19 protein-coding genes are annotated in these 23,799 nt (G+C 63.4%); 11 read left to right on the top strand and 8 right to left on the bottom strand.

All coding sequences use genetic code 11. The features are described 5' to 3' along the window. Positions 1–11: 11 nt before the first annotated feature. The 4 genes from hpnJ to AC5IJH_RS06225 form a co-directional block, all read right to left on the bottom strand. Positions 12–1,490 (bottom strand): hopanoid biosynthesis associated radical SAM protein HpnJ, encoded by a 1,479-nt coding sequence (hpnJ, locus tag AC5IJH_RS06240; protein ID WP_491901946.1) that lies wholly within the window; start codon positions 1,488–1,490, stop codon positions 12–14. A 90-nt stretch (positions 1,491–1,580) separates the two neighbouring features. Then, positions 1,581–2,861, bottom strand: coding sequence for a TolC family protein (locus tag AC5IJH_RS06235; RefSeq protein WP_491901945.1), 1,281 nt, complete (start codon positions 2,859–2,861; stop codon positions 1,581–1,583). Positions 2,862–2,954: 93 nt separating this feature from the next. Next, positions 2,955–3,926, bottom strand: a complete 972-nt coding sequence (locus tag AC5IJH_RS06230; protein WP_491901944.1) for a tetratricopeptide repeat protein — start codon at positions 3,924–3,926, stop codon at positions 2,955–2,957. Between the two features lie 8 nt (positions 3,927–3,934). Beyond that, positions 3,935–5,179: an efflux RND transporter periplasmic adaptor subunit gene (locus AC5IJH_RS06225; RefSeq protein ID WP_491901943.1), complete on the bottom strand. Its 1,245-nt coding sequence runs from the start codon at positions 5,177–5,179 to the stop codon at positions 3,935–3,937. A 91-nt stretch (positions 5,180–5,270) separates the two neighbouring features. On the opposite strand from AC5IJH_RS06225, the gene queF reads away from it, so the two are divergent. Genes queF through AC5IJH_RS06210 form a run of 3 tightly spaced genes read left to right on the top strand, consistent with a single transcriptional unit; the run spans position 5,271 to position 8,172 of the window. Then, entirely contained in the window at positions 5,271–5,675 is a 405-nt protein-coding gene (gene queF, locus AC5IJH_RS06220; protein ID WP_491901995.1) for a preQ(1) synthase, read from the top strand. 8 nt (positions 5,676–5,683) lie between these two features. Beyond that, complete coding sequence (locus tag AC5IJH_RS06215; protein ID WP_491901942.1) at positions 5,684–6,958, top strand: spinster family MFS transporter; 1,275 nt, start codon at positions 5,684–5,686, stop codon at positions 6,956–6,958. After that, positions 6,955–8,172, top strand: coding sequence for a glycosyltransferase family 2 protein (locus tag AC5IJH_RS06210; RefSeq protein WP_491901941.1), 1,218 nt, complete (start codon positions 6,955–6,957; stop codon positions 8,170–8,172). Before AC5IJH_RS06215 ends, AC5IJH_RS06210 begins: the two co-directional genes overlap by 4 nt. On the opposite strand, the gene AC5IJH_RS06205 is transcribed toward AC5IJH_RS06210, so the two are convergent. Together AC5IJH_RS06205 and ispG are read right to left on the bottom strand one after the other, a co-directional pair. Then, positions 8,169–8,654, bottom strand: coding sequence for a hypothetical protein (locus AC5IJH_RS06205; protein WP_491901940.1), 486 nt, complete (start codon positions 8,652–8,654; stop codon positions 8,169–8,171). The two genes, AC5IJH_RS06210 and AC5IJH_RS06205, sit on opposite strands and share 4 nt — an antisense overlap. Before the next feature lie 52 nt (positions 8,655–8,706). Further along, on the bottom strand, positions 8,707–9,948 hold the full coding sequence (gene ispG / locus AC5IJH_RS06200; protein ID WP_491901939.1) for a flavodoxin-dependent (E)-4-hydroxy-3-methylbut-2-enyl-diphosphate synthase: 1,242 nt from the start codon (positions 9,946–9,948) through the stop codon (positions 8,707–8,709). 267 nt (positions 9,949–10,215) lie between these two features. On the opposite strand from ispG, the gene AC5IJH_RS06195 reads away from it, so the two are divergent. From AC5IJH_RS06195 to AC5IJH_RS06165, 7 genes are all read left to right on the top strand, one after another. Then, positions 10,216–12,333, top strand: a complete 2,118-nt coding sequence (locus tag AC5IJH_RS06195; RefSeq protein WP_491901938.1) for a tetratricopeptide repeat protein — start codon at positions 10,216–10,218, stop codon at positions 12,331–12,333. Between the two features lie 249 nt (positions 12,334–12,582). Then, positions 12,583–13,338 (top strand): hypothetical protein, encoded by a 756-nt coding sequence (locus AC5IJH_RS06190; protein ID WP_491901937.1) that lies wholly within the window; start codon positions 12,583–12,585, stop codon positions 13,336–13,338. 61 nt (positions 13,339–13,399) lie between these two features. Next, positions 13,400–14,509, top strand: a complete 1,110-nt coding sequence (locus AC5IJH_RS06185; protein WP_491901936.1) for a CgeB family protein — start codon at positions 13,400–13,402, stop codon at positions 14,507–14,509. Positions 14,510–14,537: 28 nt separating this feature from the next. Continuing rightward, positions 14,538–15,347, top strand: coding sequence for a nucleotidyltransferase family protein (locus AC5IJH_RS06180; protein ID WP_491901935.1), 810 nt, complete (start codon positions 14,538–14,540; stop codon positions 15,345–15,347). Then, complete coding sequence (locus AC5IJH_RS06175; protein ID WP_491901934.1) at positions 15,316–16,128, top strand: TIGR04290 family methyltransferase; 813 nt, start codon at positions 15,316–15,318, stop codon at positions 16,126–16,128. Before AC5IJH_RS06180 ends, AC5IJH_RS06175 begins: the two co-directional genes overlap by 32 nt. Next, the gene (locus tag AC5IJH_RS06170; protein WP_491901933.1) at positions 16,125–17,177 is read left to right on the top strand and encodes a hypothetical protein; all 1,053 of its coding nucleotides are present in this window, start codon (positions 16,125–16,127) and stop codon (positions 17,175–17,177) included. Before AC5IJH_RS06175 ends, AC5IJH_RS06170 begins: the two co-directional genes overlap by 4 nt. An 84-nt stretch (positions 17,178–17,261) precedes the next feature. Beyond that, positions 17,262–18,359 carry a DNA topoisomerase IB gene (locus AC5IJH_RS06165; protein ID WP_491901932.1) on the top strand — a complete coding sequence of 366 codons (1,098 nt, stop codon included), beginning with the start codon at positions 17,262–17,264 and terminating at the stop codon, positions 18,357–18,359. A gap of 6 nt (positions 18,360–18,365) precedes the next feature. Here the strand turns inward: AC5IJH_RS06165 and AC5IJH_RS06160 are convergent, their stop codons facing one another. After that, positions 18,366–18,887, bottom strand: a complete 522-nt coding sequence (locus AC5IJH_RS06160; protein ID WP_491901931.1) for a hypothetical protein — start codon at positions 18,885–18,887, stop codon at positions 18,366–18,368. A 249-nt stretch (positions 18,888–19,136) separates the two neighbouring features. Here AC5IJH_RS06160 and AC5IJH_RS06155 point away from each other — a divergent pair, with 249 nt between their 5' ends. After that, positions 19,137–20,555 (top strand): glycoside hydrolase family 30 protein, encoded by a 1,419-nt coding sequence (locus AC5IJH_RS06155; RefSeq protein ID WP_491901930.1) that lies wholly within the window; start codon positions 19,137–19,139, stop codon positions 20,553–20,555. Positions 20,556–20,614: 59 nt separating this feature from the next. Here the strand turns inward: AC5IJH_RS06155 and AC5IJH_RS06150 are convergent, their stop codons facing one another. Then, positions 20,615–23,791 (bottom strand): sensor histidine kinase, encoded by a 3,177-nt coding sequence (locus AC5IJH_RS06150; RefSeq protein ID WP_491901929.1) that lies wholly within the window; start codon positions 23,789–23,791, stop codon positions 20,615–20,617. Positions 23,792–23,799: the final 8 nt, after the last annotated feature.

Here is a 23,799-nt window from a genome sequence, read left to right as displayed (position 1 = left end):
AGGACATGCGATCAGTCACCGGCATGTGCTGCTGGCGCTGCCTCGCCGGCCTGTTGCTGGCGCTTGTCCTTCACGATGCGATTGCGCTGTGCACGCAGCTTCATAAAGCTCTTCGCTTCCTGATAGAGGCGCGGCACGTCGCGGTTGACGATCGCCTTCCAGACCACACGCGCAGCAGCCTTGGGGCGGAAGTAGTACTCGTCGTAGAAGCGGTGCACCATCTCGAGCACATAGTCAGCCGGCAGCCCGGGGTACTCGATGTGCGCCATCTGGTGGCCGCCCGAGTCGGACATGTTGTAGTTCGTGATGAAGCCGTTCTTCTCGGCGTAGTCGTAGAACTCCGTGCCCGGATACGCGTGTGCGATAGAGACCTGGATAGTCTCGCAGTCGAGCGACTTGGCGAAGTTGATCGTGTTACGAATCGATTCCTTCGTCTCGCCCGGCAGACCGAGGATGAAGTCGGCGTGAACGGTCAGGCCGAGGTCGTGGCAGTCCTTCGTGAACGCACGGGCACGCTCGACGGTCGCGCCCTTCTTAATGTTCTTGAGAATCTGCGGGTCGCCCGACTCGTAGCCGACAATCAGCAGGCGGCAGCCGGCATCCTTCATGGCTTTCAGCGTCTCGCGGTCTGTAGTGACGCGCGAGGTGCAGGACCAGGTGATGCCGAGCGGCTTCAGCTTCTCGCAGAGTTCGACGGTGCGTGCCTTCTGGATGTTGAAGGTGTCATCGTCGAAGAAGAATTCCTTCACTTCGGGGAAGTTTTCCTTCGCCCACTTCATCTCGGCGGCAACGTCATCGGTGGAGCGCTTACGCCACGCGTGTCCGCTCAACGTCTGCGGCCACAGGCAGAATGTGCACTGCGCCGGGCAGCCGCGCGTCGAGTAGAGCGCGATGTAGGGATGGAGCAGGAAAGGCACGTTGTAGCGCGTCACATCCATGTCGCGCTTGTAGATCTTGGTCGCCCAGGGCATCGCATCGAGATCTTCGAGCTGCGGACGATCGGGATTGTGCGCGATCGTGCCATCGCTGCTGCGATAGCTGATGCCGAGGATCTCGGACAGCGGCTTGCCATTCGCAAACTCGACCACGGACATGTCGAACTCGCGCCGGCAGATGAAGTCGATCGCCGGGCACTCGAGCAGTGCGCGATCGGGCGATGTCGTCACCGGCGGTCCAACGAACGCGATCTTGATCGTCGGATTATTGCGCTTGATGGTCTCGGCCAGTGCGTGGTCGCCGGCCCAGCCCACCGTGCTGGTGAACAGCACGAGGAACTCGTAGCTCTTCGCGATCTCGATCGTCTCTTCAGCAGAGACGTGGTGGGGAGGCGCGTCGAGCAGTCGCGATCCCTCGAGCAAACCGGCCGGATAGGCCAGCCACACGGGGTACCAGTACGACTCAATCTCGCGCGTTGCGGGCCAGCGGCTGCTGGCGCCACCGTCGAAATTCTCAAACGAAGGCGGGTTCAGGAACAGCGTTTTCAATGGCATGGTTAGTCTCCCTAGTGTACCAGCGAGGCACGGTCGGGCACTAGAAAACTGCCTCAAAGAGGGTGCAGATCAGGCTGAAATTCCGGATGATCAGGGGTGCGTGGAGCGCGGCTGAGGCGCCTGCATGGCCCAGTCTTCGGCGGTGCCGAGCACTCGCTGGAGCTGGATTTGCGCCTGCATGAGCTGGAAATCCGAATCCAGCTTGTCGAGAAAACGACGCCGTTCCTCGATCCGCGCCTTCTGCTCGTCGCGGGGCGTCAGGGGGGTGACGTTTGGGTTACCTGAGCCGTTCTCGATCTGCGTCCGCACCGCGTCCACATTTTCCTGAGCCAGCGCGTTCTGCAGGCCGGCCACCTTCTGCTGTCCGCGCAGTTCGTCAAGGCTGCCCGTCAGCTCGCGCGCCTGCTCGTCCAGTTGCAGCGCCACCTGTAGGGCCTGCTGCTCCGCATGCACCGCATCGGCTGCCGAGCCCCGCGCCTTTGCACGCGCGGAAGAATCGTAGAGCGGCAGGTTCATATTGATGCCAACGTCGAAATTGTTGTGCTGGAAGCGCAGATAGTACTCGGCGTAGTTATTGAACTTCGCGTAGCGGCTGTACTGGATACCGAACGCGATCTCCGGATGCAGGTTGCGGCGTTTGTCGCTGAGCGCCACATACCGCTTCGACGCCGCCTCCGCCTGCGCTGCATGGACCGCATCGCTGCGCCCCGTCATCGTGGCCAGCGCGTCACCCTGTGGCGGCACGGGGGCGCCGGGGATGCTGGCGCGGTCTGCCGTGAGCGCGTCCTCCGCGAGTCCGGTGAGGTGCGCCAGGCGGAGCCGCAATACGCGTATGTGATCTTGAATATGCAACCGGCGCAACTCGAGCTGCGCGTTGATCAACTCCGCCTGCGTCACGTCCATCTGGCTGGAGAGCCCCGCCGAATTTCGCTCGCGCTCGATCTCGAGCAGCCGGTCACCAAAGGTGTGCTGCTGGTCCACTGCGGCGATCTCCTGCTCATCGGTCGCGAGCTCGGCATAGGTCACAGCAGCATCAGCTACCACTTTTTCGCGCGTGTCCTTGAGCGTTGCGCGTGCCGCGACCACCGAAGCACGCGCGGAGCGGATGAGATCCGGCTGAGAAAACGAGAGCAGCAGGGAATTAGCGGTCACGTTGTAGATCGACGGCTGACCGACGGGAAAGCCATAGGAGTAGCCCAGGCTCGAGCCGATGTTCATGCTGGGGATGTAAGCGGAGCGAGCCTGCGAGAGACCAGCCATGGCGCGATCTACGTCGGCCATCGCTATTTTCACTTCGTGCGAGTTGCGCAGCGCGAGGTCGACGGCGGTATAGAACGAGATCTGCGCGGATGCCGCGGGAGCCGAAGCCACCAGAGCAGTGGCGAGCGTGGCTATGGCTGCGAGGGGCGATGGTCTCAAAGGCTCGATCTCGAAAAGCTAGGATTGCGGACGCGCGGTCCTGGGCTACCGGCCGGTATTGGTCGCAGGCAGCCTTGTTGGATGATAGACGCTGGCCAGCATCGCCGCCGCATCTGCTTCATGGGCAGCCGCTGTAGAGTCACCCTGCTGCGCCAGCAGTTGCGACAGCATGAGGTGGACGCGGAAGGCTGGTTCGTCTTCCGACTTATCCGGCGAAGCGAGGTAATCGCGCAGCAGCCGAACCGCCTCCTTCGGGTCCTGATGTGCGCGCAGCAGCAGATGCGAGGCATCCACCAGCGGCGCGCCGCGTGCGCCCTGGGCTTGCAGTCCGGCGTGAATCGCCTCCTGCATGCGGACGGTGTCGTTCTGGTGTTGATAGAACGATCCCAGCACCATCCAGTAGCTCGCCGGCTCCGGTGAGCTCGCAATCGCGCTGCGAAAATGCTCTTCAGCAGCGGTCGTGTCCTTGTTACTGGCGGCGATGTGTCCGCGCAGTCCCTCCGCACGCGCCCGGTCAAGGGGATCGAGCTTATCCGCGACGCTCTCAGCCTTGTCCTTGCCCCCGCCGACCACGCCCGGCGCTTCGGTGTAGAACTCGCCGAGGTCCGAGAGCGCCTCGGCATTGTGCGGGTCGAGCGCGACCGCTGTCTCGAACTCTGTCCGCACGCGCTTCGCCAGGCCATACGCCTTGAGGAACGAGACGCGGTCTGCCTTTTCTCCAAGCGCGCGGCCGTACCAGAGATGATTCATACTGCTCGACCCATCGAGCCTGACGGCCCGCTCGCAGGCGGACACGGCGTCGTCCCAGTGCTCGATCTGCAGGGAAAGACGACAGAGAAGCTGGTGCGCCTCCGCATCGCGGCTGCCTGCGGCGGTGGCAGGTGTCAGCAGGTTCAGTGCGTGGTCGGCGCGACCCTGGGCCAGGTCCCGCTGGACCACCGTACGGTCTTCCTGCGTCAATCCGGGCAGACTAAGAGGAACGGAAAGGGCAAGCAGCAGAGAAACGAAGATTCGCATTGCACAACTCAGTGACCGACGTGCACGGGCACGCCTTCGGCGAGGGGTTCTCCATTTGTGGTGCTCAGGGCCACTGTCGCGTTGTCGCTCAGACCTTTCACGATCTGCACCTGGGTCAGGTTCAGCGCGCCCACCGTGACATCCTGACGGCGCAGCACGCCGTTTTCGAGGAGATACACGTAACTGTGGCCGTTCTCGCTGTGCAGCGCCTCGCGCGGAACCGTGAGCACTGCGCGCAACTGCTGTTCCGTGACCGTGACCTTCACATTCGTGCTGGGCAGGAGCTTGCCATCAGCATCGTCCACGCTTAACAACACCTCGCCGACATTGCGGGTGTTGTTATACGTAATGATGGTCGAGGGCAGGCGAAGGACTCTTCCATGCCACTTGCGGTCGGGCAGTGCGTCCCACACGATCGTGGCTGGTTGGCCCACGCGGAGTGCGCCCAGCTCCGGCTCGTCGAAGTAAGCGCGTACCTGGAGCTTGCTCAAGTCAGCCATGGATAACAGCAACGCGCCCGGCTGCACATATTCCGACTGCGACACGGGCAGGAAATAAACCGTCCCGGCAAACGGCGCGTGCACATTGGAATCCGCAACGACTGTTTCCGCTGCAGAGTAGGCCGCCTGCGCCTGCTCGAGGTCGGCGCGGGAGTGCTGCAGGTCGGCGGCCGAGTAGCGTGCGCTGCGCCGCTTTTCGAGCGTGGCCAGTCCAAGATTTGCCGCATCGAGTCGTGACTGCGCAGACGACACCTCGGCCGGCGAAGCTGCGCCCTGCTGCGACAGCTTCTTCACCGCAGCCAAGTCGCGCTCCACCTGATCGCGATCGCTCTGTGCCTTGGCCAGTTCTCCGGCGAGCGCGTTGCGCTCTTCCTGCGTGCCACCCTGTGATGTGGCCTCATAGCCGGCCTGTGCGCCCCGCAAGGAGGCGAGCGCGGTGGCGCTGTGAGAGCGGGCATCCGCATCGTCGATCGAGAGCAGCAGCTTGCCCTTGGGCACCTGATCGCCCGCGTGAACATACAGCTTCTGAACGGTGCCCGCAGCAGGAGCATGGGCTTCGAAGTTGGCCTGCGGCTCCACCTTGCCGTTGGTGCTGTCGGTCGTGACAAGGTCCTGCACGGTGGCATGGGCCACGCGCAGTGGGAGCTCTTCACGGGTCAGCCGGCGCACTCCGAAGTAAATCAGTAGTACGAGGAGTCCTGCCAGCGTCCACAAGGCGAGGGTCCGGCCCCGGCCATTTCTACTTTCTGCCATTCGTCAGACCGTCGTTGAGTATATAAGACGCGATCGAATCAGCTTTGGCGTCAGAAAGATGCAGCCCGCACCCTTGCGTACAATGAAGGCTATGGTCACCACGCCGCGATACACCGACGAACATGCGCGCGCCGGCCTGTCCGCGTCCTTTCCCGAGATCGACACATGGGAGAACCAGTTTCGCGGCTACGAGGTCGTCATCGATAACCCGGAGTTCACCTCCGTGTGCCCCAAGACAGGCTTGCCGGATGCCGGCGTGCTCACCCTGCGTTACATGCCGCGCGAGCGCTGCCTCGAGCTGAAGTCGTTCAAGGAATACCTGTTCTGCTACCGCAACCTGGGCATATTCCAGGAGAACGTCGTAAACCAGGTCCTCGACGATGTGGTGAAGGCCTGCGATCCCGAGTGGGCTGAGGTGAAGGGCGACTTCCGGCCACGTGGCGGGCTCACTACCATCGTCACGGCGCGCTGGCCGCGTCCGCAGAGCCAGCGCTAGTCCCCACCATGGACGGCGCACTGCCGGCCCTCGAGTCGCGTGCGCCTGTCTACCCGCGGGCCGCGCAGGCACTCGCCCTGCTGACCGCGCTCAACCTGATGAACTTCATCGATCGCTACGTACTGCCCGGCGTTCAGCCCCTGGTGCAGCATGAGTTCCATGCGACCGACCGGCAGATGGGCGCGCTGACGAATGCGTTCTTTCTGACATACATGATCGCCGCGCCACTCACCGGCTGGCTCGGAGATCGCATCTCGCGCAAGCCGCTCGTCATCACGGGCGCACTGCTGTGGAGCATTGCGACGCTCTTCTCCGCCACCGTGCACACGTATGGCCAGCTCTACCTTCGGCACGCACTGGTTGGCATCGGTGAGGCGACGTTCAGCGTCTTCGCTCCGGCGATGATTGCCGATATGTATCCGGAGCAGGAACGGAACCGCGTGCTCAGCGTCTTCTACCTCAGCATTCCGGTCGGCGCCGCGCTCGGCTATCTCATCGCTGGCGAGCTCGGCTCGAGCCACGGCTGGCGTGCGCCCTTTCTGGTCAGCGCCGTGCCGGGCGTGCTGATTGCGCTGCTCATCCTGCTCTTCGTGAAGGAACCCGAACGCGGCGCTGCCGACACCCTGCCACGCACACTCGACCGCACCACAGTGACGGGCATCTTCCGCAACCCCGGGTACTGGAGCGCGACGCTGGGCATGGCCATGCTCGTCTTCACCATGGGCGGCATCTCGGTGTGGCTGCCGACCTTCCTCTCCCGCGTGGAGGGCTACTCGCTCTCCGGGGCGACCCGCATCCTCGGCGCCATCACGGTGGTCGATGGCATTCTCGGGACGGCGGGAGGCGCGTGGATGGCGCAGCGGTGGCTGAAGACAAACCGCCGCGCTCTGTATCTGCTCTCGGCGTGGAGCGCCGCCCTGACCTTGCCGGCCGCTCTTCTGGTCTTCTTCGGGCCGCGTGCCTGGCTAGTGCCTGCCGTATTCGTGGCTGAATTCTTTTTATTCCTCAACACCGGTCCGCTGAACGCGGCGATTGTAAACTCGGTCGGCGCGCAGGTGCGGTCCTTCGCCATCGCGCTCAATCTGTTTCTGATCCATGCGCTCGGCGACGCGCCGTCGCCATTGCTGATCGGTGCTGTTTCGGACCGGCATGGGCTGCGAGTGGGGCTGGCCATCACGTTGGTCGCGCTCGTCGTCGCCGCGGCCATTCTGTTCAACGGTGCGCGATTTGCGCCCGCGTTGCCATCCCCCGCGTCGCCATCCACTGAGGAGTTGCCCGCGTGAGTCGTCTCAGAACCGCCGGCCTGGTGCTCGGTTGGGGAGTGGCGCTGCTGTGGGCCGCGCGCACCATCGAATCGCTGGTCGGCATGCAGCGCTTGCCGGACCTCAATCGCCGTACACCGCAGCGCCCCAAGGGGAAGATCAGCGTGATCGTGCCCGCGCGCAATGAGGGCGCTGCCGTAGCCGACGGCCTGCGTTCGCTGATGGGCCAACGTGATGTGGATGTCGAAGTGATCGCGGTAGATGACCGCTCCACTGACGAGACTGGCCGCGTGATGGACAGCCTAGTCGAGGAAGCGGCGTCGACCCCGGTCCGCTACCACGTCGAGCACATCACGTGCTTGCCCAAGCGCTGGCTGGGCAAGCCGCACGCCATGGCTCGCGGTGTGGAGCAGGCCCGCGGCGAGTGGCTGCTCTTCACCGACGCGGATGTCGTCTTCGCCCCCGAGGCGCTGACCCGGGCTCTTGCCTACGCAGAAGAGAGTGGCGTGGATCACCTCCTTCTGCTTCCGACGGCAGTCGCCACCTCAGCGGGCGAGCACATGATGCTCGCCTTCCTCCACGTGCTCTCGATCTGGGGTCCACGAGTATGGCGTGTCGCCGATCCCACGACGCGGGACGCTGTCGGAGTGGGCGCATTCAACATGCTGCGCCGGTCCACCTACGACGCCGTGGGCGGATGGGAGCGGCTGCGGCTCGAGGTGATCGAAGACCTGCGCATGGGCTACCTTGTGAAGCACTCCGGCTTTCGCTCGCATGTTGTCGCCGGGCGCAACCTGGTGCGCATCCGCTGGGCGCATGGCGCCTGGGGCGTGGTCGAGAACCTGACCAAGAATGTCTTCTCCGCCTTCCGCTTCAATCTCGGGATGATGCTCGGCGGCACAGCGTCGACTGCGGTTCTCTTCCTGCTACCCTTTGCCGGGTTGGCGCTCAGTCCGCGCGATCGCCGGTGGCTCGTGCCGAACGGGATCTCGCTGGCCTGCGTGCTGGCGCTCTACCAGCGGCATCCATTCTTCACCGATCGGCAGGGCAGGCAGGCGAAGCCGGGCAGCATCGGCAATCTGCTGTGGGCCGTCACCATGCCACCAGCCACACTGCTGTTTCTGTATGCCATGCTGCGTTCCACGGTGCTCACCATCGCCCGCAAGGGAGTCCTGTGGCGTGGCACGTTCTATCCACTTCCGGAACTGAAGGCCAACGCCGGCAGCCTCCGCTAGCGGCGCGGGTTGAACGCGCTGAAGTGATGATTGCCGCTCAAGGATGGCGCGTGAATAGGGGGCTTCTCACTCTCTGCGTTGAAGCCCGACAGCAGCTTCGGGTTGGGACGGAACTTCTCCGGGCCGCCATGCAGTTGCCGCGCGCTGCTCAGGTAGATCAGGTGGCGGTCGCCCATGCTGTGCACGACTCCGCGAATCTGAACGTCGTGCCCGAGCAGTCCAGCAAGCTCTCCCGCCTCGCGTTTGTCTGCCGGCAGGCTCGCAATCGTGAACCGGCATTCGGCGTCGCTCGTCTGTGGACTGCAGGTGTCGAGGAACCGGGTGCCATCGCTCAGCTCGGCCACATCGTAGATATGGGCGGCGATGCAGGTGTCCTTGCCGGCAAAGCGGGCGGCATCCTCTGCAGCGTGACACGTGCGGGCCGCGTAACTCAGCGGACAGACCAGGGAAGCGACGAGAGCAGCAAAAAGCGCCGTGCGCATGACAGCAGCGTACTGCGCTTCTCGGAGACGGAGTATCCCCCGTCTGTGGTGCTTAGTGAGTGGTCAGCTCAGGCTGCTGCTTGCCGTAGTGACTGGACACATAGTCGTCGAGAATGCGCTTGAAATCCGCAATGATGGTGTCGCCCTTCAGCGTGACGGCGAGCTTGCCGTCGATGTAGACAGGAGCCTTCGGCTCCTCGAACGTGCCTGGCAACGAGATACCGATGTTGGCGTGCTTGCTCTCGCCCGGACCGTTCACGATGCAACCCATTACGGCCAGCTTCATCTCTTCGACGCCGGGGTACTGCTTCTTCCATTCCGGCATGGACTCGGTCAGATAGTTCTGCACTTGCTGCGCCAGCTCCTGGAAGTAGGTGCTGGTGGTTCGGCCGCAGCCCGGGCATGCCGTGACCTGCGGCGCGAAGGAGCGGATCGAGAGCGCCTGCAGAATCTGCTGCGCGCAGCGAACCTCTTCGCTGCGGTCGCCACCTGGTGTCGGTGTGAGCGAGACACGGATGGTGTCGCCGATCCCGGCGAGCAGCAGCGGAGCCAGTCCGGCGGTCGAGGCGATTATGCCCTTCATCCCCATGCCTGCTTCTGTCAGTCCGAGGTGAAGTGCGTGATCGCAACGGCCGGCCAGCGCCTGGTAGACATCGATCAGGTCGCGGACACCCGAAACCTTGGCGGAGAGAATGATCTGGTCGCGGCGGAGGCCGTAGCGCTCGGCTGCTTCAGCATTGTCCAGCGCGGAGCGGACCATCGCCTCCATCATGACGTCGCGCGCGTCCAGCGGTGCAGCGAGCTTCGAATTCTCGTCCATCATGCGGGTCAGCAACGCCTGGTCGAGCGAGCCCCAATTGACACCGATGCGCACTGGCTTCTGGTGCTTCACCGCCACCTCGACCATGGTGCGGAAGTTGTCGTCGTCCCTGCGGCCGATCGAGACGTTGCCGGGGTTGATGCGGTACTTGGCAAGAGCTTGCGCGCAGGCCGGGTACTTCGTCAGCAGCTGGTGGCCGTTGTAGTGGAAGTCACCGATGATTGGCGTGGTCCAGCCCTTCTCACGCAGGCCATCCACGATGTACGGCACAGCTTTGGCAGCGTCGTCGTTGTTAACGGTGATGCGCACCAGCTCCGAGCCGGCCCGGGCGAGCGCGGCGATCTGCTGCACCGTGCTCTCGATATCGGCGGTGTCCGTGTTCGTCATCGACTGCACGACGACCGGGGCAGAAGAGCCCACCCGCACATCGCCGATGCGGACGGTGACCGAAGGTCTGCGATGAATGTCCGGCATAGGGGTACCTTCATGATATCGCGTGAGTGGCTTAGGAACTCGTCACCCGTCACCTAAGCTAGTGGATGCAGCGACTTGCTCGCCGATCACGGAAGCTGTGGTTGAATGTGCCCTCTCTTGCAGCCAAGGTCACCGTGTCACGGAGCGCTAGCTTCTGGCCTGATGCATTAGAGTTGTGCAGCTTCACGGGAGGCAGGGCCGATGCCACTCAGGTCTTCGATTACCAGGATTGCGCTTATCAGGATTGCTGTTTTCCTGCCGGTACTTGTGGCTCTCTCTGTTCAGGCCCAGCAGAACTGCCCGGTAGTGAGCGCGCATGACCCCTCCCCGGCTGAAGATGCGTACGCCAAGGGACATTACGAGGCCGCGGAATCGCTCTACGCACAATCGTTGTCGCAGAATCCGAACGACCCGGTGCTCTCGGCTGCGAGGGTACGCACGCTGCTGCATGAAGGCAGGGTGAGCGACGCCGTCGCGCAGGCAAGTCTGGCTGTGGTGCACGATCCGTCAAGCGCGGTCACTCTAACGGCGTTGGCGGAAGTGCAATACCGGAAGGGGCAGCCCTGGGTGGCCATGGAGACGCTGCGCGCTGCGGCCAAGGCAGACGACTGTTACCCCAGAGCCCATCTGCTGCGCAGCAGGATCTTTCGTATCGATTCGATGTACGCATCGGAGCGCAGGGAACTGCAGGCCGCGTACGACATCGATCCTACAGATCCCGATATAGCGCGGGCTTGGCTCCATGTCGGCCCTGCGGCACACGACGTAGAAGGTCTCCAGAAAGCGATCGTCACAATGGACCTGAGTCCGGATCAGAAGGTGCAGGCCCAGGAGACGATCGACAATCTGATGGGCCATCTGACGGAAGATTCACGAACGTGCAAGAGCAGTCCGATCACATCCGCCATCGCGCTCCCGCTCCTGGCTTCCTATCAGGATGCCAGGCATGTCGCCGCATACCAACTAGACGTCGAACTGCCCCGCAAGGCAGCAAAGCTGATCGTGGATACGGGCGCGTCCGGTCTGTACATCAGCCGCGCGTTAGCCGATGAGAATGGTCTCGAGCAGGCCGCGAACGAAATGCCGAACACGGTCCATGTAGACAGCCTTCACATCGGCCCGCTCGAATTTCGCGATTGCCTGGTGGGTGTGAGCGACACGCCCTTTGCAAACAAGGGCGACGGCTTCATCGGTACGGATGTCTTCTCTCCGTATCTGATTTCGTTGAATTTTCCGGCGTCGAAATTAACGCTTGCGCCGTTGCCACCGTTGCCGAACCCGGTGGAGCTTAAGCTGCCACTTGATCGGTTTACCGCGCCTGAATTAACGAACTACGCGCCTGTTTACCATCGGCAACAGTTCCTGCTGCTTCCTGTGCTGGTGAACAACCGGGAGCGGCGGTTGTTTGCTCTGGATTCTGGCATGGGGATGAGCACCATGACATCGGAGGTGGCTCACCTGGTCTCGTCAACCAGGATGAACTTCACGAACTCCTTGGCGACCGTGGGTGGGGGAACCATCCAGATCTACCGGGACCACTTCGATTTCACGTTCGCAAACGTCTCCTTCGACAACCAGGCTCGAGTCCTGGAGTTTGATCCATCGACAATCGATGCAAGCGCCGGATTCGAGATAGCTGGGCTTCTTGGGTTCGATATGCTTCACGGCGCAGCAATCCAAATGGACTACCGCGATGGACTGGTTCGGCTTGATCTGCCGAACGCAACGGCTCCGAATGGAGCCATGTCGATCGCGGCCTCCGGCGCCGCGGCAGGGGACTCAGTTCAGCGCGCTGCCTGTGACCGCTACGCACAGCAGTCTGGCAATCTGCCTGTCGACGCAATCATTGAAGCGCAGATGATGGGATCGCTCGATTCCAAGCATGCGAAGCCGGGACAGCCGGTGAGCCTGAAGGTCGTGCATGAATGGATCGGACCGGGTTGTACACTCCGGGCCGGCGCAACCCTGTATGGGAAGGTGCTGGAGTCGTCGAGCAGCAAGGGCGCCAGCGAACTGGCTCTCCTCTTCGACCAGGGAGACTGTATGGGGCAGAACAGGAAGCCACTCTCGCTACGAATGCTCGGCGTGGTTGGACCGGCTGATGAACGGAAGGCGTTGCACGATGCCATGCCAACGAGACTGACGGGCGGCGGAAGGAGCATCAGCAACGCGGTCGACAGCCTGGGACCCGGCGTAGACGAAAACCTCAATCCAGGCGGGCCGCCGAAGACGGTCCGCCCAGGAATCGTGGTCGGGCTCAGCGGAATCAAGATGACCCCGGAGGCGGGACCGCAGTGTACCGCGCTGCTAACCAGCACCGCGCCCACTGTGCATCTTCGCCTGGGTAGCGAGTTCATCCTGGCGATGGAGCAGAACGGACCCTAGTTTTGCTGCGGCGCTTCGGTAGGCGAATGGCGCATCTCGGACGGCCCTCTAAGTGTCCGCTGGAGCGAAGCGGCGAAGCGAGTCTGCATGTGGATACGGTTTGCGAGAGCGCCTTCGTTCGCTTGTGCAGCGCGGGCGGCCATGATCTACGACAGCACATGATCTGGTCCAGCGCAGCTTCTATGTACATACAACCTGCGTTGCGACGCGAAGAATCTTCTCACTCGTAGTCCAACTGCGAGGGAAGACATGGCCTTGTCGAAGACGACGCAAGATCACGAAGAAATCCAGCAATGGGCGGAGGCGCGCGGCGCCAAGCCCTGCGAAGTAGCAAGTACGCACCGAGGCAATCAGACCGGCATCCTTCGCTTTGAGTTTCCCGACGCACCCAACCACAATGACGCCAGCCTTCGGGAGATCTCCTGGGACGAGTTCTTCGAGAAGTTCGATGCCAGCGGACTGGAGCTGATCTACCAGGATGTGACCGCCGAAGGCGCGCAGAGCAATTTCAACAAGCTGATCTATCCGGAAGACGAGCACGCGAGTGGTCACTCCAGCTCTCGCTCGAGCGCCCAGTCGAAAGGCTCGGGCAAGGGCCGCAGCACGAAGAGCGCCAAGAGCAGTGCCAAGTCCGGTAATAAGACCAGTACGAAAGCCGCGGGTAGAACCAGTACCGCGGGTAGGACCAGTACAAACTCGAGCGCGAAGAAGGCCGGCGCGAAGACGAAAAGCAGCAGTGCAAAGGCCAAGAGCACCGGCGCCAAGAAGAGCGCAAGCAGCAGTCGCGGCAGCGCCTCGCGCAGCTCTGGTTCGACCGGCAGCCGCAGCGCGACGAGCAAGAGCGCCTCGTCCGGGCGGTCGTCTGCTACGAAGAAGGCCACGAGTGCCGCCAAGAATACAAGCGCAAAATCGGCAAGCAGCAAGAAGACCAGCGGCCGTCCCGCCGCCAAGAAGACCAGCAGCCGAGGCGGAGCACGCGGCGGCATCAAGCGGGGCGCAGCCTGAGCAGCAATAGCGCCCGTCCCGGCTGTCCTACCTGCTTCGCTAACGTTCTGCTGAGGTCTCTATGCACTGCGTCATCTTTGGCCTGACCATCTCTTCTTCCTGGGGAAATGGTCACGCCACCCTGTGGCGCGCCCTGTTGCGAGCGATGGCGCGTCGTGGCCACACGGTTTCCTTCTACGAGAAGGTTGTGCCGTACTACGCCTCGACGCGGGACGAGCTTGAATTGCCGGCGGGTATCACGCTGCACCTTTACAACTCGCTCGAGGAAGTCCAGCGCTCGGCTGCGCGCGATCTCGATCGGGCGGATTTGGCTGTGTGTAGCAGCTACTGTCCGGATGGACCGGCGGCATCGGCGCTCATCCTTCGCTCGAACGCAGCCGTCAAGGCCTTTTACGATCTCGACACACCGGTCACGCTTGAAGCCCTGAGCGGGGGCGGCCGCGTGGATTATCTTCCCGATGATGGGCTGGCTGGCTTCGACCTGGTGCTCTCCTATACGGGTGGCCGTGCGCTCACCGAGCTTCAGTCCCGCCTTGGAGCGCGCCGCGTCGTGCCGCTCTACGGCTGGGTCGATCCGGAGACGCATCGTCCAATGCCGGCGATGCCGGAGTTCCGCGCCACGCTCTCCTATTTGGGCACCTATGCGGCGGACCGGCAGCGCGCTGTTGAGGAACTGCTTCTGAAACCCGCGCAGCGCATGCCCGAAGAGCGCTTTGTTATCGGCGGCGCGCAGTACCCCGAGGGCTTTCCCTGGAGCGACAACATCTTCTTCGTCCGCCACCTGCCGCCGTCACTGCACCCGGCATTCTATGCATCGAGCCGCGCCACCTTGAACGTGACTCGCGGCGCGATGGCGGCTTACGGATACTGTCCATCCGGCCGCCTCTTTGAGGCAGCCGCGTGCGGCGCGACCCTGCTGACGGACTACTGGGAGGGCCTGGAGACGTTCTTCGCGCTCGGCACGGAGTTGCTACGTGTCGATACGGCAGACGACGTGCTGGCCGCACTGGCGCTCTCCGATCGAGAGCTCGGACACATCGGCGAAGCGGGCCAGGCACGTGCGCTGGCTGACCACACCGCTGACCGCCGCGTGGATGAGCTGGAGCGGCTGCTCGGCAACCTCGGCACCACCGAAGCGGCCACAAGCGAGGCGTGGGGCAGCGCTGCCTAGAGAGCAGCACGAAAGAGGAGGAGGACCGATGTGGGGAGTCATTCCAGCAGCCGGCGTGGGCAGCCGCATCCAGCCGCTTGCGTTTTCAAAGGAACTGCTGCCGGTTGGCAGCCGCGTCGAGAACGGCACAGAGCGGCCACGCGCCGTCAGCGAATACCTGGTTGAGCGCATGATCCGCGGCGGTGCGCAGAAGCTCTGCTTCGTGATCTCGCCCGGCAAGGGCGACATCCTCGAGTACTACGGCTCCCGCCTGTGGGGCGCTGACATCGTCTATGCTGTGCAGCCACAGCCTGCGGGGCTTTGCGATGCCATCTTCCGCGCGGCTCCACTGATCCGCGATAACGAGCCGGTGATGGTTGGACTGCCGGACACCGTCTGGATGCCTGAAAACGGTCTGCTGCGCCTGCCGGACGACCAGCTCTCTTTCCTGCTCTTCCCGTCCGAGCGGCCGGAGTTCTTCGACGCCGTCGTCATGGACGAGAACGGTTCAGTGCGTGAGATCCAAGTCAAGCAGAAGGGTGCGCGTTCGAACTGGGTCTGGGGCGCCTTCAAAATGCCCGGCGCGGTCTTTCATGCGCTTTACAAGTTGTGGTGCGAGCCGGAGCGTCGGGACGAGTACTTCGGCACGCTGGTGAACGAGTGGTTGGGGCGTGGCGGCTCAGCCGTGGGCATTCGTGCAGGCAGCGGTTACGTGGACGTTGGCACACTGCATGGCTACCGCGCCGCGCTGCGTCTGCTGGAGGGTCAGGAGTCGGCAGCCGCAGCTTCGCAACCGGTAATCGAAGCCGTCAAGGAGGAGAGACAGGATGGAGTCCATGGTGTCGTCGCCCCCGTCTAGTCCAACGTCTGCCACATCATCCGCAGAGCTCGAGGAGCAGGTCGCAGCGCTCGGACCGTGGTTCCACAATTTGCGGCTGCGCGGTGTGCAGACAGCGCCCTATCACTTCCTCGGCGACTACCCGGCGGTCAAGTACGCTCGCTTCCGCGATGCGCTGCCCGAGGACATGCACGGCTGGTCTGTGCTCGACATTGGCTGCAACGCTGGCTTCTACAGCCTGGAGATGAAGCGCCGCGGCGCTGAGCGCGTCGTCGGCATCGACCACGACGAGCACTACCTGCGTCAGGCGCGTTTCGCTGCTTCCGTCGAAGGCATGGATGTGGACTTTCGTCGCATGAGTGTGTGGGACGTGGGCGCGCTCGGGGAGAAGTTCGACCTCGTCATCTTTATGGGCGTGCTGTACCACCTGCGGCATCCCTTGCTGGCGCTGGATCTGATCCACGAACACGTCGCGCGCAAACTGATGCTCTTTCAAAGCATGCAGCGCGGCAGCCGAGCCGTTGCCGATCTGCAGCCGGACTACGACTTCCGCGAGGAGGCGCACTTCAACGAGCCGGGCTACCCGAAGGCCTACTTCGTGGAGCAGCGCTACTCGCACGACGAGACGAATTGGTGGATTCCCAACCGCGCCTGTGCCGAGGCGATGCTCCGCTCGTCCGGGTTCTCGATCGAAGCGCAGCCCGAAGACGAGGTCTACGTCTGCCGCTGGGAGCCGCTGCCCGAGGCGCCGGACGCGCCCTTCTGCGTCTACCCGTCGCCTGGACCGGGGCAGTCTCGGTGAGCCAGCTTTCACCAGCAGCGGAGGCGCTGCTGCTTGCAGCCGAGCAGCGGCTGACAGCGCGCGAGCTTGGTGCCGCTCTGGTGGCCCTCGACCAAGCAGAGCAGGCCGGGGCCGACCCGGATGCCTGCGCGGCCGGCCGTTGGATGGCATTCATGCTCCGCGGCAATTATGAACTCGGCTGGCAGCAGAGCGATGCCATACGGCAGCGCGGTCGACCCGATCCGCACCGCTACTGGCAGGGCGAAGACCTCACCGGCAAGCGTGTCGTGGTGCGCTGCCTCCATGGCTTCGGCGATCTGGTTCAGGGGCTGCGCTATGCATCGCTGCTCCGAGACGTCGCCGCTACGGTGACGTGGGAGGTCCCGCCACGCATGCAGGAGTTGGTCCGCTGTGCCGTCGGAGTCGAATCTGTCACGGACTGGAGCACGCCCCCGGCGCTTGGAAGCTGGGATGTCCAGGCGGAAGTAACGGAGTTGCCCTATGTCTTCCGCACGAACTTAGCCGACCTGCCGCTTGCGGAGCGTTATCTGCGTCTGCCGCAGCGGCTGCTGAGGCAGCATGCCGTTCGGGGCAGGCAGCCTCGCGTGGGCGTGGTCTGGGCAGCAGGGGACTGGGACCCGGCACGATCGATCCCGCTCCCGCTGTTGCAGCCGGTCCTTACCCGGAGTCGCTGCACACTGATCAATCTGCAGGGCGGCCAACACTGCGCGGAGTGGCAGGGGATTGGCCGATGTGCAGAGGGCTGCCTCGCGCTGGCCGCGACTATCGCGCAACTCGACCTGGTCGTCACGGTGGACACTTTCGCGGCGCACCTCGCCGGCTCGCTCGGCGTGCCCGGGTTTGTGTTGCTCCAACATGCCGCGGACTGGCGCTGGATGGCGGAGGGGACGACCAGTCCGTGGTATCCGTCACTGCGACTTATGCGACAACCGTCGCCAGGAGACTGGCCCGGTGCCTTGGCGTGTCTGGAGAGCGCCTTCGCTGACTGGCTCGCGGCACTTCCACACGATGGGACCAAGTCCGCAGAGCCGCTCACATCTGCTGCCTGAATTGTGCATCAGAGTGATCGGGGACCAACGCAGCACTCTGCCGCGGTCACATGCACAATGGCGACCAACCCTTCCGCAACTGCCATGCCGGAGCCTGCACAATCCGCTCGCGAAGCAGGGCTGCGTTACATCACGGATGAGCGACCCGGCATTCGGCGGCGGCGTGCCGGAAAAGGCTTCTGCTATGTGGGCACCGACGGCAAGGTGATCCGCGACGAGAGCACGCTTGCACGGATCCGCTCGCTCGTCATCCCACCGGCGTGGCGCGACGTCTGGATCTCTCCCGTGGCCAATGGACACCTGCAGGCCACCGGTCGCGACGCCAAGGGCCGCAAGCAGAGCCGCTACCACCCAAACTGGCGTACCACCCGCGACGGTAACAAGTACGAACACCTGATGGAGTTCGCCGAGGCGCTGCCGCTGATTCGTGAGCGCGTCGAAACCGATCTTGCCCTACCCGGTCTACCGCGTCAGAAGATCCTGGCGACGGTCGTGCGCCTGCTTGAGAGCACACTGATCCGCGTCGGCAACTCCGAGTACGCGCGCAGCAACAAGTCTTACGGTCTAACCACTCTGCACAATCAGCACACCAAGGTAGAAGGTTCGAAGGTCACGTTCAGCTTCAAGGGCAAGAGCGGCGTGCGCCATCGAGTCGCGTTAACCGATCGCCGCGTGGCACGCATCATCCAGCGCTGTCAGCATCTGCCCGGGCAGGAACTGTTTCAATATCTCGACGAGGATGGGCAGACGCATGCCATCGATTCGCAGGATGTGAATGAGTACCTGCGCGAGATCAGTGGGCGCGACATCACGGCGAAGGACTTCCGCACCTGGGCCGGGACAGTCATGGCGTGCGTACTGCTTCGCGAGGCCGAGGCTTTCGAGTCGCAGGCGCAGGCCAAGCGGAATGTCGTGACGGCCATCCAGGAGGTCGCGCGCCGATTAGGCAACACTCCCTCGGTATGCCGGAAGTGCTATGTGCACCCTGAAGTTCTGGAGATCTACATGACAGGCAAGATGACCCACGCCATGCGCGAGGCTGCTCAGTTGCCGGAGGCCGGCAACAGTGAGGAGCGTATGGCGAATGCAAGCACCATGCTGCGCGAAGGTGAGCAGGTGCTGCTCGATGTATTGCGTCCCGCGCGAAAAGGGAAAGGTGAGACGGCTGGCCGCGCTGCCTGAGCGTCTCTAGGGCATGACGACGATATGCAACTGGCTCTCGGACCGGTTGCCGACGCGTAGTTTGAGCGTAAACACCCCAGGCTTGATCGGCTGCAGAGCGAAGCGTGTCATCGCCGGCGGGTCTGATGCGCGAAAGCTGTACTCGTACCCATTCTTGTTGAGCGTCGTTGTCACTGGCTGCGGAACGATGCGCTGATTGCCAAGAGCCTTCGTTAACGCGCCATCCATCCAGATGTGCACTTGTCCCTGCTCCGCTGTGTCTGGTGCAAACTCGACCGAGAGGATGGAAGGTGTGCCCACGCGCTGCACTCGCTCGTATTTCAGGTGCGCCGCGCCCCCAGAGATCGTCGCTTCCGCTTTTGCGAAATAGCCACGGCCGAACACGCCGGCCACATCCAGCAGCACGATGACGACAAAGACGATGTACACCACTCGTTCGAACGACCACCACTTCCGCTGGAAGTCGAGGTCCTCGCCGACAGCGAGCTCGTTGTTAATGCGCGGAACCGGATCACCGACTGGTTTCATGCTGCACGCTCTGTAGAGATATCTGCGGGAGTTAGCAAGTAGGATGCCGTCGCGCTTGCCGGTTCAGCTTGGAAGCGCCGCTTTCGGCGCTGACAGTCCGGATAGTCACCTGATCCCGGGGCTTGCGCCGGACGGGAAACCCATCGGGCTCAGAGAAAAGGCGACGCCAACTGGCTCGGCAGAAGGTAGAATCGCGGGACTACCCAGACAATCCATTGTCTGCATTCCTACCGACTTGCGGAGTGTCTCTTGTCGCAACAGACGAGCCGTCGTACGTTTCTGGGCCAGGCCTTGCTGGCCGGCCCTTCGCTTGCTGCGCTTCCTTCGCTCGCTGCCTGGGCGGCGCCGCAGCCGCCCCGTGCTTGGCAGACCTCCAGTTCCGGCAAGATGCGACCGCTCACGCTCCCGAACTGGTCAACGGCGAGCGACGCAACGCCTGCAGACACTATCGAGCTCGTGCCGGAACAGCAGTTTCAGGATCTCCTCGGCTTTGGCGCCGCACTCACGGATGCCACCTGCTATCTGCTCTCGCAGATGAAGACGGACGCCCGTCAGGCACTGCTGCGGGATTGCTTCAGCACCGAAGGGCTGGGTCTCTCGATCGCACGCACCACCATTGGCTCCAGCGACTACTCCCGTGATGCCTACACCTATGACGACACCACAGAACCTGATCCGCAAATGGCGCACTTCAGCCTCGATCACGACCGCGCTTACATCCTGCCGATGCTGCGTGAGGCGCAACAGGCAAATTCCGACCTGTACGTCTTTTCCTCACCCTGGAGCCCGCCAGCCTGGATGAAGGCCAGCCACACGTTGCTGGGTGGATCGATGCGCAAAGCGTCGTTTGCGCCCTACGCAGACTATTTCGTTAAATTCCTCGAAGGCTATCGCGCAGAGCACGTGAACATCCGCGCAATCACCGTCCAGAACGAGATCGATACCGACCAGGACGGCCGCATGCCGCAGGCCATGTGGGGACAGGAATACGAGATTGGCTTCATCCGCGATCATCTCGGGCCGGCAATCGAGAAAAGCGGGCTCGACACGAAGATCTGGATTCTCGACCACAATTACAACTTGTGGGGTCGCGTGGTCGATGAGTTCGAGGATGGAGACCTCGCAAAGTATGTCGATGGCGTGGCTTGGCATGGTTACTACGGCGACCCATCATCCATGACACGCGTACACGAGATGTTCCCCCACAAGAACGCGTACTGGACCGAAGGCGGCCCAGACTACACGGATGCCGATTACGAGACCGACTGGGCCAAGTGGTCTTCGAAGTTCACGACCATTCTCAACAACTGGTCGCGTTGCATCGTGAGCTGGAACCTGGTGCTCGATGAGAAGGGAAGGCCCAATATCGGGCCGTTCTCCTGCGGCGGCGTGGTCACGCTCAACTCCCAAACGCAGCAGATCACGCAAAGCGGCATGTACTGGGCCTTCGCGCACTATGGACGGCACATCCGGCGTGGCGCGCGCGTCTTCGCCACGCGTGGCACCGTCGGCGATGTCGACCACGTCGCAGCACAGAATCCTGACGGGAGTCGCGTGCTGGTGCTGACCAACAACGCCACGACAGAGAAGAGGGTGAACTGCCGCCTGGCTGCGCAGGCGCTGCGTCTCTCGCTACCGGCCAGTTCTGTCACGACGATTGTGCTCTGAGAGCTTACCGTCTCTGTTCTGCTCCGCACGGCTCGTGCAGTTCGCGCGTGCGGAGCATCTCAGTCGCCGAAGAGCTTCGCTGGCTTGTCAGAGCGCTCCGGGGCCGCCTCCGGCGTGGCAGATGCGGCTGCTGTGACAGTGGAAGGTTCGAGAACACTTGCCGGTTGCAGCAGCGTCGCCCAGCTATCACGGCTCTCCGGAGCGTATGCACGTCGTCCCGGAACCCGCACCTCCACAGCCGTGCCCGCATCCCGAGCGCTGCGCAATTCCAACTTGCAGCCAAGCCGCTGGGCGCGCTCGCGCATGCCCAGAAACCCGAAGTGACCCTGCCGAAAGCCGGCCTGCAGGATGTCCTGATCTACTCCACAACCGTCATCGCAGCAGCGCAGGCTGAGAACGCGAGTCTCATACGCGAGCTCGACAACAATTTTGGCCGCCGATGCATGGCGCACCGCATTGGTGAGCGCCTCCCGACCAACGCAGTAGAGCTCGTCCTGAACGGTAGCGTGCAGCCGACGCGGATGACCCGTCACGGACAAGGTAATCTCCGCGGCGGTTCCATCCTTCAATGCTTCGATCGCGCGCCCCAACTCGCGCTCCAGATCTCCGGGCGCAGAGCGATCGGCGCGCAGCTGCCGAACCCTGTCCCGTCCTTCACCGATCACCTGGTCGGCACGGTCCAGCGCGGTCATGAGCAGTTCGCGAACCGGCTCGTCTGGCGGTAGCTTTTCAGCGGCGTAATGGAACCTGAGCACCAGTCCCTGCACACCTTGTAGCAGAGTGTCGTGCAGGTCACGGGCGATGCGCACCCGCTCCCCGGCGCGCTCTTCCAGCCGCTCCTGCATCTTGGCTGTGATCGCGTGCAGCCGGATTCGATAGATCAACCACAGCATTCCCAACGCCAGCAGCGCAATCGCCAAGTAGAACCAGCCCGTCTGGTAGAACGCCGGATGGATCGTGAGCGCAAGCGGCGCAGACAGTTCGCTCCACTGACCCGTGCCGCTGGCCGCGCGTACCCGGAACCGGTACCGCCCGGGTGCGAGGTTGGTGTAGTACGCCTGCCTCCGCGTGCCGACCTCCTGCCATTCGCGGTCCTGCTCTTCCAGCATGTACTGGTAGTGCACGCGGTCGGGCGCCTGCAGATCCACGCCGATGTAGTCGAACTCGACTGTCTTCAGTCGGTGCGCATCCTCGACGATGCTCATGTCGCTAGCAGGCCGCCTGACGCTGCCGTTCACCAACACCGCCTGCAGCAGAACATTGGGCGCTGCGCCTTCCAGCCGTGCCTGTGCAGGATCGACAGAGACCAGATGCCCTGACGTAGCAAACCACAACGTGCCGTCGCGATCCATCACCGCGGAAGGCGTGGGCTTGGTCTGCGCGGGCGAGCCAATCAGCCCATCTCGCTCGTTCAGTAGCTGAAAATCCATGGGGTAGTGCGGATCATGTAGCGCGGCCTGTAACTCCGACGCTGGCAGCCGCAGCACGCCCAGCCCGGCATTCAACCAAAGGTCGCCAGAGCGGTCGCGCACAATGCCGGAGATCCCGCGCAGCAATCCAGGCTCCCGCAGGCGCAGATTGTGGAATCCCCGCCTATCGCGAAACGCGAGTCCATCCGACCCGCCGGCCAGCATCAATTCCCCCTCGTCGTAGAAGGCAAAGACCGAGTTGAGTTCCAGCCCCTGTGCCGGACCGTAGAGATGCCAGCCGCTGCCGTCCTGAAGCGCCACCTGGTTGTGTGCGTAGCCCAGCCAGACCCGGCCGCAGGCGCCGCGCATCAGCGACAGCGGAGACTCCTGGGGCAGCCCCGAGTCGCTCATCCGCTGCCATTGCCCGCGGTAGCGCCACAGTCCGTGCCCTTCAAATCCCGCCATCAGCGCGCCATCGACATCCTGCCCCAGGCACCAGGTCTCCACATCGCGGGCGACCTCGGGCATCGCGATACGCTCGGGCTCGCCACCGCTCTCCGGGTAACGAAAGAACTCATGCGTGATCGGGTCCAGCAGCCACATGCCTCCGGAGCCATCCTGAAACAGAGTGCTGCTGCCGTGTCCCACGCCGATGAAGCTGAGTTGTCCATTGCGCAGCCGCATCAGCGGCTTGTCCATGTCGTTGAACCAGATCCCCTGCGTCCGGTCGGCCGCCAGCGCCGGATAGTAGTCCAGGCGAACGCCACTGAACTGCCGCACTGGCGAGTGACGGAAGCGGTCCAGTCCACGCGCAGTCGCGACCCACACGCTGCCCTGGCGATCCACCAGCAGTGCGCGGGTCTGTCCATCAGTCAGCCCGTTGCCAGCGCCGTAGTTGTCCACCTCGCGCCTATCGCCGCCGGGGAAGCGGATCCGGGTCAGACCGCCGAAGTCATGCGCCAGCCACAGGCTGCCTTGTCGATCCACTACCATGACGGGAACGCCGGGGACCCGGACGGGCTGCGGCTGGCCCTGGGGCCGCTTGCCATCGGGCTCGAGCGGACGCACGCTCTTCCACGCATCGGTAACCCAGATCTGCCCATCCGGCCGCTGTGCAAACTGGTTCACTGTCGTGCCCGGTTCGGCTACCGCAACAAAGCGCCGCTCGCCCCGTCGCAGTACATACACGTGCTGCTTGGCCGCAGTCCACAGATCGCCGTCGCGATCGAAGAAGAGGCTGTACAAGCCATCTGAATCGAGCCCGTGGGCTGCCGAGTAGTTCTGCCACCGTGAGCCGTCGAGGTGCATCAACCGCCCATCCGCAGTGGCCCAGACGGAGCCATCGTCACGGCAGACCAGTTGCTCCGTCGACTCGCCGACCAGGCCGCTGCTCCGGTCGTAGTCCACCTTGCGGCCATCTTTCAGGTAGCTGATTCCACCCATGCGGTAGCCAATCCACAATCCGCCATCGCGATCCGCTGCCAGCGCGGAGATATCTGATGCCGGCAGTTGCGGATCGCCCGAGTGGAATGGGTAGGACTGAAACTGCAAACCGTCAAATCGGAACAGGCCCAGTCGTGAGCCGATCCACAGATAGCCTTCGCTGGTCTGCGCGAGGGCGGCGATGTCACTGGGCGCGCCGTCGCGGCGTGTCCAGCTGGTGTGCGCCATGTCCTCCAGCGGGGGTGCGGCCTGACGCGCGGGCAGTCGCATGGATGCCGCGTGCCATCGCTCGCCCTCGGCCGCGGCTCGCAGGCAGGGCAGCAGCAGTCCTAATAAGAGGAGCATGCAGGTAGGGATGGCCTTCGCAAGAACGATCTTGCTCATCTCCGGCC

It is taken from the genome of Candidatus Dedyshia acidiphila (assembly GCF_051025295.1).
Classification (GTDB): Bacteria; Acidobacteriota; Terriglobia; order Terriglobales; family Acidobacteriaceae; genus KBS-83.
The sequence above is the reverse complement of the archived record's forward strand: the minus strand, read 5'-3'. Positions and strand labels throughout refer to the sequence as shown.